Origin of the sequence: Falsiporphyromonas endometrii (assembly GCF_042654485.1) — a bacterium.
Classification (GTDB): Bacteria; Bacteroidota; Bacteroidia; order Bacteroidales; family Porphyromonadaceae; genus Porphyromonas; species Porphyromonas endometrii.
Map to the genome: position 1 here is coordinate 1 of NZ_JBHSGO010000041.1, position 17,360 is coordinate 17,360.

Sequence of the window (17,360 nt, forward strand, 5' to 3'; positions counted from 1 at the left end):
CGGGCGGACGCCAATCCCCCCGGTGTTTTTCATGCCCGCCTGACGGATGAACAAAACAATGAATTGAAATGATTAATTTTGACTCAAAGATAAACCTCCTTTACACACTTTTTGGGATACTACCTTGTTTTTATTTGGTTATAAGTATTGCGACTATCGATTAGAAAGAATCTTCTCACAACTCCATATTTTGACACAGTCCCATTTAGTTAATGATTTGCGTTCTTAACATTGGAGTTGTCAATATTTTTAGATCGAACTGACGTTTACTTGAATCTCTCTTGTTTCATCTTTTCTACCTTCTCTATCAATCTGTTGTTTGTATTGGTATCGCATGCAAGCTTTGAATAGTCGATTGTTTTGCCGGCCACAGTGATGTGAAAGCAGGTTTGTTTTTTTTCAAACTTGACAAAGCATCTTCCCATATCTCTGTATTGGTCCAAAATGGAAGCTAATATTAATTTGAGTTTTACTTCCGGAATATATGATTCTCCTTGAGGGGGTGAGAATTTGGTCCAAGAGATATCAAATGTTGTGCCGAAGCAATGAGCTGAGTTGATTGACGCATTTTTGTTGCGTCTTGATAGTTGTTTTTGTTGTTTAGAGCTTCTTGTCAAAGATGTGACCACCATCTTAAAGGGGGGCATCTTTTTAGCTTTTAATACTTTATTGAAGTCAGATCCAATGGAGTCAAGCAATTCCTTGGCGATGGGGACAAGGTATGGAAGAGAATGGGTAAGCTTTGCTACGGAATAAAATGCGCAAGAGTCTACCGTGTCCATTTTGTTTAGTATAGCTGTATCAGCTTCATCAATGACCGGCGCCACACCAAGCTCAATCCCTGATGCTACATGGAGGCAATTACTGTCGCTAAAGACTTCGGCAAGTTTACCTCTAAATGTGTGATTGAGATCGATTTTCTCCGGGAAGTGGCTTATTGGTGGTTGTTGTTTATTGATAGAATGCCCTTTAGCACATTTATAGACAGAAACGGAGATAAATAAAAAAATCGTCACTAAGATAAGCAATGCTATTGCTCGTCTATATATGTATTTCTTCTTCATTAAGATATGACAGTGCTAAAAAGGTGTTTGTATAATATAAATAAACCACCTTAGAATTTTCTAAGGTGGCTTCAGAGTGGTCCCAACAGGGCTTGAACCTGTGACTCCCTGATTATGAGTCAGGTGCTCTAACCAACTGAGCTATGGGACCTGCAAATGCCTCGTGCAAATTTGCGTTGCAAATATAGGTCAATTCTTTGGATTACGCAATAAGTCTATGCTAATTTTTTATCTTGTACATACTATTTGCAATCTGTTTGGGTTTATTTTGGATTAAAGCTAAACCCCATATCAATTAGAAATGAAGGGATACCGCCACTCTTAACCCCCATTTATCCACATCAGGCTTATGAAGTTGTGTAAATCTCCTAAACAGGTCGACTCTAAATAGTTTGAATATATTCTCGATACCTATACTTCCCTCCATATACCATGTGTTGCTCATAGCCTCGACACCTTCCGAATATTTATAGAGTCCGGGAGAGGTAGGAAGATTCTTATTGCTCATATTTCCCCAAAGGAAACTATAAGAAATGACCTCTCTCAACCCAAGTTTTTTTAATAGAGGTATTCGGTCAAAGAGCAATCCATTCATGTGATAATATGCATGAAGACCAGCCCATCTATCCATAATAAACTCTTGAGGTTTCATTAGTTGATAGCAGTCTTGATTGATAAAGTATCCACCATTGGTAGCCGGGATTTCAAGGAGAGGATACGGAGCTTTGTCCCAAATGATACCGGCTGTTCCTCGTAGGTCGATATACCCAAAAAGGGAGAGTCTGAGATCCTGTCTCATTTCAAAATCTGTCCTCTGGTAGTTGTAGCTACTGCCCAGGAATCCTTTGATACCCCATCTGTGACTAAGCTTAAATAAAGGTCCTCTTCTTGTGAGATTGAATCCGGATTCTGTCCCTTTTCGTCCGTTATATATAACTCTTAAAGGCTCCCATTGCAAGCTTATCCCGACCTCTGACGCTTTGTAGAATGATACTCTTTGTGTCGTCATATCAGGCATGATTTCTTCATATATCAACTCGTTGGTCGGAGTTACTTTCTTGTGTCCGATAAATATATCTGTGGAGAATGTTTTTGTCCAATCTCTTATATAACCAAGTTTATATTCATTTATGTAGGTTCTTTTTCTATTGTCCATCGATCCTAATTCTCTGATAATATCTCCATTGTAAATAGGCTCGTATATTTGCCCCGGGGTGAATAAGTCATATTGAATGGAAGCATAAATATTTTTTCTTGGAAATTCGTCAATGAAGTATTGCTTTCTGTTGGGGGAATAATAAAAGGCAGATCTATACTTTAGCTTATTATCTTTTGTGCCGTAAGCCAAGTATCCATCCCAGAAGAAATGAGGGGATAGATTGGCTGTTGTCTCTCCTCCTATCCTTACTCTAAAGCCTTCTATCGAATTGCCGCTCAGGAAAGTTTGAATAGGTCCGAGATCAAATTTGCTTCTGGCATATCCGTCCTTCATACCTTTGGGAACTGGTATATAGCCCGATATGACCGATCTTGCCACAAAGCTGAGGGTCTTATACAAACTTCTTTTCTTGAGGTGATCCATTAGTATGGGTACCGATGCAGCTCCGTGAGGTAGTTTTTCGGGTCTTACTGCTTGCCACTTAGATTGGTCTTGGATGATATTGATATATCCCTCGGGTTTTTCTTTTAGGTTGAGGGGCATTGTTTTTGCGTCTTGTCCAAAGATATAATCCGTAAATATCCTCGTCTGTTGAATCTCGAGACCTCGATTGATAAAGAGTTGATCTGCGGTGATTAGGACATCTGTAATTTGCTTATCCGGAAGCCATATAACTCTTGTTGAGTCGCCTTCCTGTATTGTGTGAGATTTGAAGTTTTGTATAAGCTTCATCTTTTTGACCCAGTTGATATTGGAAGAATACGGCATATTGAGCTCAACATGTTGGACTGCACACTCGGGTTGGGTCAATCTAATCTTTCCGGTAAATCCTGGCGCGTGTGGCTCAAATGGGACAAAGTTGAGTTCAATACATTTAATCCCGTCTATCATCACAGTATCTTGTATGAAGAATTTGTAGAAACCTGTTGCGAAAGTTTTGTTGAGCGGACTTGGAATACGCTGCAATAATATCGGAATATTTGCATCATAAATATCTACGGGTCTAAATATTTCTTGGATGTTTGCAGACAATGGTCCCTCGTCAACTTCCTCCTCAATTCCTATAAGGTTTTGTCCAACTACTCTTGTCATCTCTCCATCTACCTCATTTTTAACAACATGAGAAACTTTTTCGCGAAGAGAAACAGGAAAAACGAGTTTTTCTCCAAAAGCCGATGTGTCCACTATGGTTGCACATTTGGCTGAGTCAACCCCAAAGAAGCTGTCTCCTTTTCGAAAGTTGTCTAATGAAATAACAAGCCTTTCGTAGGTATCATATTGATATCTGTCTACTGCATTGATATGGTTGTATTTTTTAAGTGCAATGGCCTTCTTCATCAGCTCCACAGCCGGATTGTTTTTTCGGCTGTATTTCTGCTTTTTCGGCCTGACAATAAGAGCTCCCAAAGTGACACTTTGTACATTCATTCTTACTCTAAAAGCATGTCTTTTCTCTCCCGGTTTTAGTATGACATGTTTTGTTTCATATCCAACAAAACTAAATATCAAGTGTCTGTATCCTTTTGTGGAGGTAACAGAAAATTTGCCATTAACATCGGATGTGGAGCCAATCTTTTTGTTTTCCTCATATGTGATGGTCACAAAAGGAAGAGATTCGCCTGTAACCGAATCAAGTACCACTCCATCTATGTGTGTAGCAGATTGTGCACTTGCCTCTCGCCCTGCACATACGGTAGATAATAACAAAGTGATAAGTCCAATGAAGAGTGTATGTATGTGTCGATTTTGAGTCATTGCTGATTAATTTTAGAGCTAAAAGACGGCAAGCATATTCATCTGTCGCCTACTATTGATTAGTATCGTGTATCCCTTGCCTTCGGTTGGGTCATAACAACGAATGGGAGTATCAAGATATGATTATGGAGTAAATTTGAGATTATCTCATTCGCTGTTCCACCCTAAATTTAGCCAAATTTTGTCAGATACTATGACCGATGATGTTTTATTTCGTTGAGTACATAGACGACAAGAGGCTGATCACTCTCTATGTCGAAACAGCTCTCTTTGACCTCATTGAGCGTTCCCATCCAAAGCTCATCCAATACTCTGTGATCCAAGTCCCAACACAATCCGTTGGTAGTGATAGCTCCTCTATCAAATGTAAATATGGATACTTGCGTACCTTTTGGGGCCTCAAACCTTGCTTTTCCTTTGAAGCAATACATAATACCATAGTTTGTTGGTACGATGATTTTATCTATGCCAAGTTTAATGTATGTGGGAAGTAGAGACATGTTTGCAATCGAATGATCTTCTCTAAGCCCGGTCAATGCCAATATGCATAAATCTTTGGCATCGTAATGGGAGAGGACATATTTGACTGATTTGGTCAAGTCGTTGGTCTCTTGGTCAGATACAGTGTGCAATCTACCTCCAAGTCGATCTTTATAATCCGTTTTTATGGAGTCCAAATCTCCAACGACTACATCCGGAAGCGGGTACCCCATGTTGATAAGCCTATTACATGCTCCATCGCAACAAATCAGAATTTTGGTCTCCGATGTTGCAGCCTCTCGTAAAATCTTATGTCCCAAGGTTTCTTGGTTGGGCATCTCTCCTGCTGCCAAAATGACCAAGTTGGGGAAACTATTTATATCATTGTTATTTTTGTCGAAATAGTGCATGACCTTTGTTTCTAATAATTGTTTTTAAGCGCTTTTTGCTCCTCTTTTTGAAACTTTATCCACTGTAAGTATCCCACTATTGATAAGACTACATTGACGAGGAATATAAATCCTGAGACCGGATCATTGGCGTGGAAAAATACTATAGCCGACAAAATATTGGCAATAAACCAACAGAGCCATTGCTCTTTGATTTTGAGTGCAAGCCAGACCATCCCTACAAAGCTTATAAGGGTAGATATGGTATCTGCCCAAGGGAGAGAGCTGGTCTGGTCCGGAGCCAATCCAAACCACCCAAAGCAGTCGCTGAGCATACCATAGACCGGCACAGAAACTATTGATATGGCAAGAAGGCTCCAAAGCAGTACCTTCATGTCTAAAGTCTTTATCCCTCCATCTTCGCTTTGCTTCGGATGCCTAACCCACATGACCCAACCTATGATAGTTGTGATAAGGTAATAAGCATTGACTATGATATTGCCGTAAAACCTTGATTGCCATGATAAAAATATCCAAATCAGAGGTAAGATAACTCCAATGGGAAACATCCACATGCTGGCCTTTATTTCAAAATATACCCATAAGAAGGTAATGATGGCTGCAATGATTTGAATAGGATTTTGGCTGATAAAATCAATAATTAGGTCCATATTGTACGATATAGTATTGCTTATGTTCGTGGCTTCAATTTGGAAGCCTTATGCTTTACTTTAAAAACTAATGAGAAGCAGACCAAAGATAATTTAAATTTTGCCATGTACGATTAGAAGAAAGACATAATAAAAAAGGGCTGCAATCGAATTAATCAATTGCAACCCTCTGAGAGGTACCTGGCGGATTCGAACCGCCGTACACGGTTTTGCAGACCGTTGCCTAGCCACTCGGCCAAGGTACCATTGTCGGTTTTGACGGTGCAAATATAGCTATAATATTTGATTTGCAAAGCCTTTTCAGAATATTTTTCTTCTTTCGTCTTATATTTGGCTTGATGCCATATCAATAGAAAGAAAATGGACTGATTGCTTGAGGTTTCATTGAGAGCATTTTAGATAGTGCGCTTTTAAGATGGTAATCTCGTAAAGGTTACCCCTATTATTCTCGAGCAGATATCTTAAATTATGGTAGTATTACAAGAGATAGTAATGCTAAGGTTTCAAATGACTTGAAAAGGCAATGGTTATGGATTATGGATTTGAAGTGGCTCGATTTGTACATTACGCCCGGGAGATATTGTTAATCTCTTTGACTTTTAGTATCTTAGCTATGTAATTAAATTAAAACCATGGGAATACTCATATTACTTACCGTATTTTTGATCTTGGTGCAGCTTGGCGGATCACACCTCCGAGAGGCGCGAGTATGTTCCATTGACTCAGAGCAGATTGCCTTCCCGGCAATCACCAAAATCAACCATCCCGGTCTTCTTATTCTATGGGCTGTGAAGCTAATAGAAAGAGGATTTAATTTGTTAAAGACTGTAAGCTTGCACTTTGCTATAAAAGCAACTCAAACAACACCTATCCAAACTCAAAATCATAAATTCGAGGGTTAGGGTCATCTGACCTTCTTACCGACTTTGCCCGTTTTTATAGTACGAAGCGGGCTTTATTTATGCGCTATTTTAACAAATAAGCTCGCGCGAGAAGCAATCTATTCTCGCGCGACTTTCGATCCGTTGTCGCGCGACCTTGACATGCGAAGTCGCGCTACTTCAGGTGCAACCTCGCGCGAGTTTAGGTTCAAGGTAGCGCGAGAATGGATTGCAAGTCGCGCGACCTCCTAAAAAAGGCGGCCTAAAGTCGATTTTTAAGTCGCCAAAAGATAAATTACAAATGTCATTAATATAGTTTAACACTTAGCGATACGGATAAATTACCGTCCTCTTCATGTTTTGTTGGAAATAAGCCACTTTTAAGGTCAAAAAAGGGCCATTTTTAATAAGAAAAGAGCTCGCAGAAGTTTACTTTATTTATCTAATTACTTGCGTTTTATACTAAATAAGGGGTTGATAAATGTGATAAAACACCTCTCCAAATCATCCAATCTACCATTGCTATTCTTTATAATGAGCCATAATATTTGTCAATATGGTAAGTTTATTTTCGTCATTTTGCAGAACAAAATAAATGATATCTCATTCTATCTAAACCAACAACTTACTATCTTTGTAGCTATGCTAACAAGAAAAGAGCTATATGATGCAATAGATACGCCTATCTTTCATTTGATAGGAGACACAGCGGATGAGCTGGGTTTGGAGGCCTATGTAGTTGGAGGCTATGTGCGTGATTTGCTATTGCATAGACCGACAAATGATATAGATGTTGTCAGTGTTGGTCCCGGTATTGAATTAGCTAAGGCGGTAGCCAAAAAGTTAGGTAAGCATGCTTATTTAAGTGTTTTCAAACGCTTTGGAACTGCCCAGGTAAAATATAAAGATTTTGAGTTGGAGTTTGTGGGAGCACGCAAGGAGAGCTACTCTCCGGATTCTCGCAAGCCCTTTGTTGAGGATGGAACTCTTGAGGATGATCAAAAGCGGCGTGATTTTACTATCAATGCGCTTGCTTTGTGTCTCAACCGTGATAGATATGCTGAATTGATAGATCCTTTTGATGGCATTGCCGATCTTTTGGAGTATACGATCTGTACACCTTTGGATCCGGAGGTTACTTTCAGTGATGATCCTCTTAGGATGATGCGGGCAATTCGTTTTGCTTCTCAGCTTGGATTTATGATTGAAGAGGAGACTTGGGATGCGATTTGTCGGATGGCACCTCGAATCGAGATTGTCAGTCAAGAGCGCATAACGGACGAGTTTAATAAGATTATGCTTTCTCCCAGACCTTCGGTTGGTTTGGATTTATTTGCTATGAGTGGACTTATGCAAATTGTTATGCCGGAGGTTTATGCTCTTAAGGGGGCAGAAACAATAGATGGTATAGGTCATAAAGATAATCTGACTCACACATTTAAGGTGGTTGATAATATTGCCAAAAAGACAGACAACTTATGGCTGAGGTATGCTGCACTTTTGCATGATGTGGGCAAGCCACGCACCAAAAAGTACGATCCCAAACTTGGATGGACTTTTTATAATCACAATTTCATCGGAGCCAAGATGATACCGGGGCTTTTTAAGCGTCTAAGACTTCCTACTGATGGTAAAATGAAGTATGTTCGCAAATTAGTTGATTTGCATATGCGTCCTCAGTCTCTTGTCGATGAAGGTGTTAGTGATTCGGCCATTAGAAGGTTGCTTTTTGAGGCAGGAGATGATATAGATGATTTGATGGTGTTGTGCGAAAGCGACATTACAAGCAAGAATCCTCAGAAGGTAAGAAGGTATATTGAAAATTATGGACTTGTTCGTAAGAAGCTCAAGGAGATAGAAGAGAAGGATCGTATTCGCAATTTTCAACCACCAATTACGGGAGAGAAGATTATGGAAGTTTTTGATTTGACTCCCGGCAGAGAGGTCGGAAAAATCAAAGAGGCAATCAAGGATGCCATTTTAGATGGTATCGTGGACAATGAATATGATTCTGCTTATCAGTTTATGATTAAGAAAGCTGAAGAACTGGGGCTAAGGCCCATCAAAGGATAAGGAATTAATAAATCAAACAGATATGAAAAGACATTTTCAAATACTACTGTGTCTTGTGTTTACTTTAACCTGCCTGAGTTTAGGCAGCTGTTATAAGTATGACCCTATTAGAGATAAGATGAATAGGGTAGACAATGGCAATAAAGGGGATAACGATAAGCCCGATCCTAAACCTGTGGTACAGAAAGATGAAGTGGGTGAGTATCTAAGTATTGTAGAGAAAATAGCTCTTGATAAGGTTGATACAGAAGAGGGACAAAAATTATCTCTAAAGATCGAAAACAAGAGTGACTCATTGGACTATAAGGGCAGACTATATGTTGTGGCTTTGAATAAGAGCAGCAAGTCGACACAATCAGTCATAAAGAGTGTTAGATCCGGTCGAATCCTGGCGATGAAGGGATTTGATCCAAAGAGCATCCGCGTATCGGAGGAGCAAAATACACTTATCTATTTTGTGGGTTCTCAAGATGCTGTTATCGCCCAAAAAGAGATCAAGAGCTTGACCTTTGATTGTGACTTTACAAATGTCAAGGATGGTGATTATTATATTCTTATCGCTTACACCAACAAAGAGGGGCAGATTGTGACTATGAAACAAATGGCCGGAGCTTTGCTTGTTGGGCAGGGAAAACGAGAGCAAAAGACTTATCTCTTTAGCTTTGAAAATTGGGCTAAGAGAACAAACTCTGACCAGTATGAACTCCCTATTGCAGAAGATCCATTTAGTCCCGATTTTTGGACAAGTGCCAGCAATATTGGATATAGTTTGATGCCCGGAAAAGAGGTGCCTTATCCTGTGAATGAATATAAAGATGGGTACAAAGGTTCCGCAGTAAGTATCGAATCCAGACCCGGCAAGATCACTGCAGGAATGGGCAAATATCTTGTTGCAGGATCGCTTTATTCAGGAGAGGCGAGAGTGAATAAATTCTTGTCTAAGCCTTTGGAGTCTACTCTGTTTGGTCAGCCTATAGAAGAGATACCGGTCAAGTTGTCCGGTTATTATAAATATAAATCCGGACCAAAGTATATCAATGGCGAAACAGATGCCCCATATCCAAATAAGAAAGACCAGGGTACGATTGCAGTTGTTTTCTATGAAGCTCCTGATCTTGATTTCTTCTTGGATGGAAACAATTTGTACACTGACAAACATATCATAGCATACAAACAACACTTTGTAGATGATAGCAATTGGAATGAATGGACACCATTTGAGATTGATATCCCGGTTACAAATAAGGATCTATATAAATCGATAGACTTTCTTGCCAAGAAATATAAGATAGCCATTGTATTTAGTTCGTCCAGAAGAGGTGATCAGTTCTTGGGAGCTGTAGGTAGCCTATTGCTTATTGATGAAATAACTTTAACAACAGAGAAATAATGATACGCAAACTTATATATACGCTTTTGGCGCTCACACTGACTGTCTCCGGAACAGTGGCGCAACATTACAACCAATTTGTTACAAAGCATGATCAGTATAAGTATTGCTCAAATTGTGGAAAACCGTTGAACGGTGAGAATGCTCATTTTTGCTACACTTGTGAGAAATACATCCCATATTGGGAGTTGAATTCGTCCGTCTTATTCAATGTTGGAGCCATGGCACCTATCCCGGTACCAAGTCCGGTGAAACATATTTATACCTGGTATCCAAATATCAATCCGGCTCTAAACTTTACAATTACCAGATGGATGAATAGCAACTGGGGTCTTACCACCGGTATTACTTTAGAGGTGAAGAGCTTCGAGGCAACCACTAAGATTGAAAATATGGATATCAATGTGGTGAGTGATGACGAATCCGGACTTGGTGGTCATTTTACGGGTTTTTCCAATACAGATATCAAAAACAATTACTTTACAATTCCTTTGATGGCCACTTGGCGAACAAACAACCAGAAGCTCAATCTTAATTTTGGGCTGTACGGATCTTTCTTGATGAAGGGCCATTTTAGACAAATCATTGATGGCAATTTGCATGTCGAGACCATTGATAAAACGGTGATAGACGATCCCTATGATTTGGATATGGATATGAGTAAGTTTGATTTTGATGATCGTATTTCCAATTATGACTTTGGAGTCCGTTTTGATGCAGAGTATTATTTCACTGATCGTTTGAGTGGAATTGTGGGACTGCGGTTTGGTTTTTCGAATACGATGAAGAGTAGTTTTGATTATATGAAATACAAGATGTACAATATGTTCGGCTGTTTTGGTATCGGATATCGATTGTAGTATTCATGCAACAGGTAATAATTACTTATGACGAATTGGATAGGACCGGCTATAGAGAGTCGGTCCTATTGCCTTTGTCTAAAAGTATCTTTGCTCGAGAGGCTGTCGTGTCAGCTCTCAGTGGAAACATTAAGAAGCTGATAGATATTTTGGCTATTGAGCGAAATAGGGGGAGAGAGGTATCTCAGGACATAGATATTCTATTTAGAGCTTTGATACCGGAGCATAAGCAAATGGTAGATGTGGGAGCATCCGGCACTGCATTGAGACTTTTGCTTTCTTATTTTGCTTTGACGACGGACACCGAAATAATCCTTTCGGGAAGTGAAAGGATTAAGCAAAGACCACTGACTCCACTTATTGAGGCATTGAGAAATCTTGGTGCTCATATCGATTGCCTTGAGATGGATGGTTATGCTCCTATTAAGATAGGTAAGAGCAATCTAAGAGGAGGTCATGTTAGTTTGGACCCCGGCATTAGTTCGCAGTTTGTCACATCTCTACTTCTTATTGCACCTTATCTGCCGGGAGGTCTTACCATAGAGTTTCTTGCTCCTCCCGTTTCTGTACCATATATACACATGACTGTGGAGATGATGATATATTATGGTATATCGGTGGATATCAAAAAGAGGTGTGGCCATATTCAATCCATTAGAGTGCGGCAAGGAACATATCGAGAAGGAGATAGAGCTGTCGAAAGAGACTGGAGTGCTGCGGCCTTCTTTTATATGTATGAAGCTTTGGCAGACTATCCTGCTACGATGGTGTTTGATCATTTGTATCTCGATTCGATACAGGGAGATGTTGTCACAAAAGAATATTTCTTATCCTTGGGGATCTTAACAACTGAGACTGAGGAGAAAGGAATTGCTCTCGACAAATTGGATTATAAAGGGCCTGATTTTATTGAGGTCGATTTTGAAGATTGTCCGGATATGATGCCTGCATGGGTCGTGACAGCAACTTTACTGGGGCTTAGGTTTGAGGCAAAAGGGATAGACAACTTGAAGTACAAAGAAAGTGATCGAGTCTTGTCTGTGATGTCGGGTCTTGAGAAAATAGGGTATAAACTAACGCTTCATAATAAGAACCAACAGCTTATCCTTCGCAATGATTTGAAGCGTCTACCTGTCAGTGGACCGGCATATATAGACACATGCAATGATCATCGTATTGCAATGGCTTTTACGATGGCTGCCATCAAATATAGGGACGGCATCGTTTTGTCCAATCTTTGTGATGCTGACAAATCCTTCCCTAACTTTGCTAAAGAGGCTCAAAAGTGTGGTTTGGTATACAATGTAATAGATAAGTAAGATGAAGAACGTAATCATAATGCTCCTTTTGGCTGTCTTGATAATGGCACTTATGGCTATTGTCGGATCAATAAGGGAAAGAAGAAAAAGAAAAAAACTTGGACTCCCCGCAGATGAGCCTCAAGATACTTATGTGCGCCCGGAAGGTTGCTGTGGAAAACATGAACGATGTGAGCATGATGCCGAATATTTTAAGACTAAAATTAAGCCGGAGTATTTTGATGATGAGGAGCTGGATCGCTTCAAAGGTTATCCACCCAATAAATATACCATGCAAGAAGAGCAAGAGTTTTTGGAGGTTTTGCATACCATGTTGCCCACTGATGTCAAAGATTGGATATTAAGTCTTGGACAAAGAGGTGTTACGATGCCTGACAATGTAAGAAAAGAGGCTCATAAAATCCTTCTTGATATGAAAGATAAATAATACCAATCAGACGATATATCCTTTTTTTAGATTATTCCCTTACGATCTGATAGTATACCTAAATAATACTTCTAAATAGTCAATCATGTAGTGCCAAAATAAAGGCATATTGTTTTATAACTCTCTTTTATGCAACACTTTGCATCATTGTGTAACATGTACGAATAATTGTATCTTTGCATCAAATGAAGCAAATCATTGAAGGGTAAATGCCCCAAGAGTTTTGCTTTTAATACGCTAAAACAATTAATATCGTATCTCTATGAAGCAAGTATTTTTACGCTTTACATTGATTGGTGCTTTATGCCTTATCAATCTGGTTGGCGCTTTTGCTCAAACAGTCGTAACAGGTAAAGTAGTGGATGAGAAAACATCCGAACCAATCATCGGTGCATCAGTGACGATTGGATCAGGTACAAACCTGAAGGGTGCCGTTACTGACATGGATGGTAAGTTTACACTCGAAACACCATCAACCGCAACGATTACATTCCGTAGTGTAGGTTATCAAACTCAGACACGCACAATCCGCAATGCCGGAAGAAAGGTTAACTTGGGAGAAATTGAGCTGTCTTATGAATCTACAGCTTTGGATGTAGTAACTGTAATCGCATCTGTAGTTCCAAAGGATCGTATTACTCCCGTGCCGGTATCTAATATTAAACTGGCTGATATCGAATCAAAATCTTTCAATACAGAGTTCCCCGAGCTCGTTAAATCAACCCCTTCTGTATATGTAACTAAGTCGGGTGGTGGATTTGGTGATTCTCGTATGGCTCTCCGTGGTTTTGATATGACCAATATTGGTGTGCTTATCAATGGTGTGCCTATCAATGACATGGAAAATGGAAAGGTTTATTTTAGCAACTGGGCAGGTCTTACTGACGTTGCAAGCTTTATCCAGATCCAAAGAGGTATTGGAGCTTCAAGATTGGCTATCTCTTCTGTTGGTGGTACAATGAATATTGTAACTAAGAATGTTGATGCCAAAAGAGGCGGTATGTTCTTCTCAGGTATTGCTAATGATGGCTACCTCAAGTATGGTTTCAACTTCTCTACCGGTCTAATGGAAAATGGATGGGCTGTGACAGCTTCCGGAAGTACAAGCTATGGAGATGGTTATATCAAGGGTACAGATTTTAGAGGTTACAACTACTTCCTCAACGTATCAAAGAAAATCAACGAACAACACACTCTTTCTTTCACAGCCTTTGGTGCTCCACAATGGCACAACCAAAGAAGTTCTATGTATACTCAAAAACAATATGAAGAAAATCCTGACGGTATTCGTATGAACCTTGAGTATGGTATTCTTGAAGGAAAGGTATATTCTCCTAAATATAACTGGTATCACAAACCGCAGATCTCTCTTAACCACTTATGGAAGATAGACAACAAGTCTACACTTTCTACAGCGGTATATGCATCATTCGCTCGTGGTGGTGGACGCAATGCAGCAGGTCTTCAGCCGGTTTCAAAGGAAGATAAGGATAACGGTATCAGAGACTACAGAAACTATATCACAGCATATAAGGGACAACTTTCTAAGGAAGCCCTTCGTACCAATGACAATCTCATCGACTGGGAATCTGTATATGGTATGAATGCTGCAAATGGTGATGCAGGATCTAAGGTGATCTTGGCAAACTCTGTAAACCAACACAACTGGTATGGTATTTTGAGTACATATCAAAACAAGTTGGACGAGAACTTCACTCTTACTGCAGGATTTGATGGAAGATACTATGTTGGTGAGCACTACAAAGAGGTAGAAAACCTTCTTGGTGGTAAGTACTTCGCTACAGGTGACCTTGTTGGAAGAGACTATGATATAGTTAAGATTGGAGACGAGGATAAGAAAGTGGTTAAGAAGGGTGAAATGTTTGATTACTACAACAAGGGTAGAGTAGTTTGGGGCGGTCTATTTGCTCAAGGCGAATATCGCAATGACTATATCTCTGCTTTCTTGTCAGGATCACTCTCTTATCAAAGCTACAGATATGATGTACCTTATCTCTACTCTTCTTATAACTACGATAAGCTAATAAGTGAAAATATCAGAGATGTAAAGAAGTCAGATGTAAAGACATTTATCCCTATCTCTATCAAGGGTGGTCTCTCTTATAAGTTCTTGGATTACAACAATATCTTCGTAAACGCAGGTTATTTCACAAGAGCTCCTAAGTTTGCCGGCGTATTCCTCAACTATTCAACTGAGCTTAATAAGAATGTTAAGAACGAAAAGATCTTGACTTTCGAAGCAGGATATGGTTTCTCTAACGAATTTGTTGGTATTAACTTCGGTGGTTACTATACTAAGTGGGATGACAGATTCCTAAGAAGAAGTGGTAGCAACAGAGACTTCTACAACTTTACAAATATGAGTGCTACTCACAAAGGTCTCGAACTTGAAGTAAATGCAAGACCGCTTGACAACCTCAAGCTTACAGCAATGGCTTCTCTGGGAGACTGGAAATGGGGTAACAAGACTCATTTTGATATCTACGACGATAAGCAGAAAAATATTGGACAAGGAGAAATCGATTTGAATGGTATCCATGTCGGTAACTCAGCTCAGACAACTTTTGCTCTTGGATTTGATTGGGAAGCATTCGAAAATCTTCACCTAAGAGGTAACCTAAACTTCTTTGGTAAGAACTATGCTGACTTCGAACCGGCTTATAGAGTTGGATACGACAAGGATAAAAAGGAATATGTTACCAATTATTCAGGTGACGCTTGGAAGATGCCTAACTATACTTTAGTTGATTTGAGTGCTTCTTATAAACTCAATATGGACAAAGTATCTGTAAGCTTCTTCGGTGGTGTAAACAACCTGTTTAATAAGAAGTATATCTCTGACGCTACGGACGGATCTAAGTTAGATAAGGCAGGTAAGCGTACAGGTGAAGATGCTCTTGTATGGTACGGCTTTGGTAGAACATGGCAGGTAGGTATGAGAGTTAACTTCTAATTTGGAAGTATATCTTTTACAGCAATATAAATTACAAAAGGGATGTGCATGCGTTGCGCATCCCTTTTTTGATGTAATGAGTTTATCTGACACCAAATACACCTTCACTTCCCCAAAGAGATGAGGGCGATTTGGTAGATGATAACCATTTATCCCAGATTTGTCGTTAGATGGCAGATTCTAATGACCGTCATTAGAAAATATCACTCTTAATACATTATATATCATCGCTTTATAATCTTATAAAATGATTCTTATCTACTAAATTTCTCCACCATTTTGGTGAGATGTGATAAAGGGAAAAAGATCTTTGAATGTATGTGATACTCCGATGTCCTACCGACATTTTTTTGTTTATGAGAATTGTTGCTATTATTTATAGTGTACTGTTAGAAGTATGCCCATTAGAATATATCCACAAATGACAAACTGCTTACTGATATTGGTATTCGACTTCGGCCATGTAGATGAAATATTCCATCCGATCTAACATCTTTACTTCTCATTCATTTTTAAGTATTCAAATTAGCTCGTAAATATGGGAAGAATGGATATTTCGTTCGATATTCTCTAATCATAGAGTCATTGTTTTCAACTACCTTTGCCACGAGTAATATATGTGTGGTAGATGAGTTTGACAGATACAAAAATTAGACAGAAGCAGATTTACAATATCACTCTTTTAGGGAGCATCATCAATGCGCTTCTTATTGTATTGAAGTTTATTGCCGGGGTGATTGGTCATTCAGGAGCTATGATGGCTGATGCCGTGCATTCTTTAAGTGATTTTATCTCTGATATTATCGTTCTTGTTTTCATTAAAATAAGCTCTAAGCCCAAAGATCATAACCACGCTTATGGCCATGGTAAGTATGAGCATCTTGCTACGGCTGTTATTTCTCTTATTCTTGTTGTGGTCGGAGGAATGCTTTTATATCGAAGTCTTTTTACCATCTATCGATTCTTTTATTTTGGGACTCCTATTGTTAAGCCCGGCTTGATAGCTCTGTGGATGGCTGTTGTAAGCATAATAGCTAAGGAGGTTTTATTTCGAATGACGATTAGGGTGGGTAATAAGACCAAAAGCACGGCAGTGATTGCCAATGCGTGGCACCACAGATCTGATGCATATAGTTCGATAGCAACACTTATCGGTATCTCGGGAGCTTTTTTCTTAACTGACAAATGGATGATATTAGAGCCTATAGCTGCCGCTGTGGTTAGTATCTTTATAGTTAAAGTGGGCTTTGCGCTTTTCAAACCGGCTTTTGATGGCTTAAGTGAAGCAAGTCTTCCTGAGCGAACAAGGAAAGAAATTCTTAAGGTTATCGAATCAACTCCTTCTATTCGTAGTTGTAGAGCTTTGTACACAAGAGATTTGGGAAATAGGTGGGCTATTGAGGCTATCCTTCTGGTTGATCCGACTCTTACTGTTTTGGAGGCTCATAGTATATGTGATCATGTAGAAGATCGTTTGAGAAGAAATTTTGGTGAGCATACACATTTGTCTATTCATATTGAGCCTGATCCTTCTATGTCTAATATCACAAATATCAATAAATCAGCTCAGTAACAAAAGAGGTTTAGGATAAGATAGATGATCTGATTTGACCTTTTGATAGGATTGTGTAAGGCAACGAATTGGACTAATTTCTTTCATATCGATAATCATCAAGGTTTCTAAGCAAATAAAAACAATCACTATCATTGAGCTAAAACCTCAGTGATAGTGATTGTTTTTTACAAATGATAGGATTTAGAGTGTACGTAGTTTTTACACGGCTCCATGTATTTGATACTGTCCCGAAAAAGTGTGTAAGACTCAAGACTGTTATCTTTGAAAAAAACAAAATAAAACGATAAACCGTATGAATCTTACACGAGTACAAATTAAAGAAATTATTTCGAATTGTCTGTC

At 39.2% G+C, this 17,360-nt stretch carries 12 protein-coding genes and 2 tRNA genes; 8 read left to right on the forward strand and 6 right to left on the reverse strand.

Going from position 1 to position 17,360, the window contains the following annotated elements:
* Positions 1-266: 266 nt before the first annotated feature.
* The 6 genes from ACFO3G_RS02305 to ACFO3G_RS02330 all read right to left on the reverse strand — a co-directional run bounded on the left by ACFO3G_RS02305 (position 267) and on the right by ACFO3G_RS02330 (position 5,763).
* Positions 267-1,064: a DUF5715 family protein gene (locus tag ACFO3G_RS02305; protein WP_380077601.1), complete on the reverse strand. Its 798-nt coding sequence runs from the start codon at positions 1,062-1,064 to the stop codon at positions 267-269.
* A 77-nt stretch (positions 1,065-1,141) separates the two neighbouring features.
* Positions 1,142-1,215, reverse strand: a tRNA-Ile gene (locus ACFO3G_RS02310).
* 144 nt (positions 1,216-1,359) lie between these two features.
* Positions 1,360-3,978: a DUF5686 family protein gene (locus ACFO3G_RS02315; RefSeq protein WP_380077603.1), complete on the reverse strand. Its 2,619-nt coding sequence runs from the start codon at positions 3,976-3,978 to the stop codon at positions 1,360-1,362.
* Between the two features lie 191 nt (positions 3,979-4,169).
* A complete protein-coding gene (locus ACFO3G_RS02320) occupies positions 4,170-4,868 on the reverse strand; it encodes a thiamine diphosphokinase (protein WP_380077605.1) in 699 nt (232 codons plus the stop codon).
* Positions 4,869-4,879: 11 nt separating this feature from the next.
* The gene (gene pnuC, locus ACFO3G_RS02325; RefSeq protein ID WP_380077607.1) at positions 4,880-5,518 is read right to left on the reverse strand and encodes a nicotinamide riboside transporter PnuC; all 639 of its coding nucleotides are present in this window, start codon (positions 5,516-5,518) and stop codon (positions 4,880-4,882) included.
* Between the two features lie 174 nt (positions 5,519-5,692).
* Positions 5,693-5,763: transfer RNA gene (locus ACFO3G_RS02330), tRNA-Cys, on the reverse strand.
* Between the two features lie 387 nt (positions 5,764-6,150).
* Between ACFO3G_RS02330 and ACFO3G_RS02335 the strand changes: the two genes are divergently transcribed.
* From ACFO3G_RS02335 to ACFO3G_RS02370, 8 genes are all read left to right on the forward strand, one after another.
* Positions 6,151-6,420: a hypothetical protein gene (locus tag ACFO3G_RS02335; RefSeq protein WP_380077609.1), complete on the forward strand. Its 270-nt coding sequence runs from the start codon at positions 6,151-6,153 to the stop codon at positions 6,418-6,420.
* Between the two features lie 621 nt (positions 6,421-7,041).
* Complete coding sequence (locus ACFO3G_RS02340; RefSeq protein WP_380077623.1) at positions 7,042-8,472, forward strand: CCA tRNA nucleotidyltransferase; 1,431 nt, start codon at positions 7,042-7,044, stop codon at positions 8,470-8,472.
* A gap of 22 nt (positions 8,473-8,494) precedes the next feature.
* Positions 8,495-9,862, forward strand: coding sequence for a PCMD domain-containing protein (locus tag ACFO3G_RS02345; RefSeq protein WP_380077611.1), 1,368 nt, complete (start codon positions 8,495-8,497; stop codon positions 9,860-9,862).
* Positions 9,862-10,722: an outer membrane beta-barrel protein gene (locus ACFO3G_RS02350; RefSeq protein WP_380077613.1), complete on the forward strand. Its 861-nt coding sequence runs from the start codon at positions 9,862-9,864 to the stop codon at positions 10,720-10,722. Before ACFO3G_RS02345 ends, ACFO3G_RS02350 begins: the two co-directional genes overlap by 1 nt.
* Positions 10,723-10,727: 5 nt before the next feature.
* Positions 10,728-12,041, forward strand: a complete 1,314-nt coding sequence (locus tag ACFO3G_RS02355) for a 3-phosphoshikimate 1-carboxyvinyltransferase (RefSeq protein WP_380077615.1) — start codon at positions 10,728-10,730, stop codon at positions 12,039-12,041.
* Between the two features lies 1 nt (position 12,042).
* Positions 12,043-12,468 carry a phospholipase gene (locus tag ACFO3G_RS02360; protein WP_380077617.1) on the forward strand — a complete coding sequence of 142 codons (426 nt, stop codon included), beginning with the start codon at positions 12,043-12,045 and terminating at the stop codon, positions 12,466-12,468.
* 262 nt (positions 12,469-12,730) lie between these two features.
* Entirely contained in the window at positions 12,731-15,442 is a 2,712-nt protein-coding gene (locus ACFO3G_RS02365) for a TonB-dependent receptor (protein ID WP_380077619.1), read from the forward strand.
* 628 nt (positions 15,443-16,070) lie between these two features.
* Positions 16,071-17,015 carry a cation diffusion facilitator family transporter gene (locus ACFO3G_RS02370; RefSeq protein ID WP_380077621.1) on the forward strand — a complete coding sequence of 315 codons (945 nt, stop codon included), beginning with the start codon at positions 16,071-16,073 and terminating at the stop codon, positions 17,013-17,015.
* The last annotated feature ends 345 nt before the right edge of the window (positions 17,016-17,360 follow it).

Coding starts and splice junctions, on each gene's coding strand:
- ACFO3G_RS02345 (WP_380077611.1), top strand. CDS start 8,495: ATGAAAAGACATTTTCAAATACTACTGTGTCTTGTGTTTACTTTAACC.
- ACFO3G_RS02370 (WP_380077621.1), top strand. CDS start 16,071: ATGAGTTTGACAGATACAAAAATTAGACAGAAGCAGATTTACAATATC.
- ACFO3G_RS02305 (WP_380077601.1), bottom strand. CDS start 1,064: ATGAAGAAGAAATACATATATAGACGAGCAATAGCATTGCTTATCTTA.
- ACFO3G_RS02350 (WP_380077613.1), top strand. CDS start 9,862: ATGATACGCAAACTTATATATACGCTTTTGGCGCTCACACTGACTGTC.
- ACFO3G_RS02320 (WP_380077605.1), bottom strand. CDS start 4,868: ATGCACTATTTCGACAAAAATAACAATGATATAAATAGTTTCCCCAAC.
- ACFO3G_RS02340 (WP_380077623.1), top strand. CDS start 7,042: ATGCTAACAAGAAAAGAGCTATATGATGCAATAGATACGCCTATCTTT.
- ACFO3G_RS02365 (WP_380077619.1), top strand. CDS start 12,731: ATGAAGCAAGTATTTTTACGCTTTACATTGATTGGTGCTTTATGCCTT.
- pnuC (WP_380077607.1), bottom strand. CDS start 5,518: ATGGACCTAATTATTGATTTTATCAGCCAAAATCCTATTCAAATCATT.
- ACFO3G_RS02335 (WP_380077609.1), top strand. CDS start 6,151: ATGGGAATACTCATATTACTTACCGTATTTTTGATCTTGGTGCAGCTT.
- ACFO3G_RS02315 (WP_380077603.1), bottom strand. CDS start 3,978: ATGACTCAAAATCGACACATACATACACTCTTCATTGGACTTATCACT.
- ACFO3G_RS02355 (WP_380077615.1), top strand. CDS start 10,728: ATGCAACAGGTAATAATTACTTATGACGAATTGGATAGGACCGGCTAT.
- ACFO3G_RS02360 (WP_380077617.1), top strand. CDS start 12,043: ATGAAGAACGTAATCATAATGCTCCTTTTGGCTGTCTTGATAATGGCA.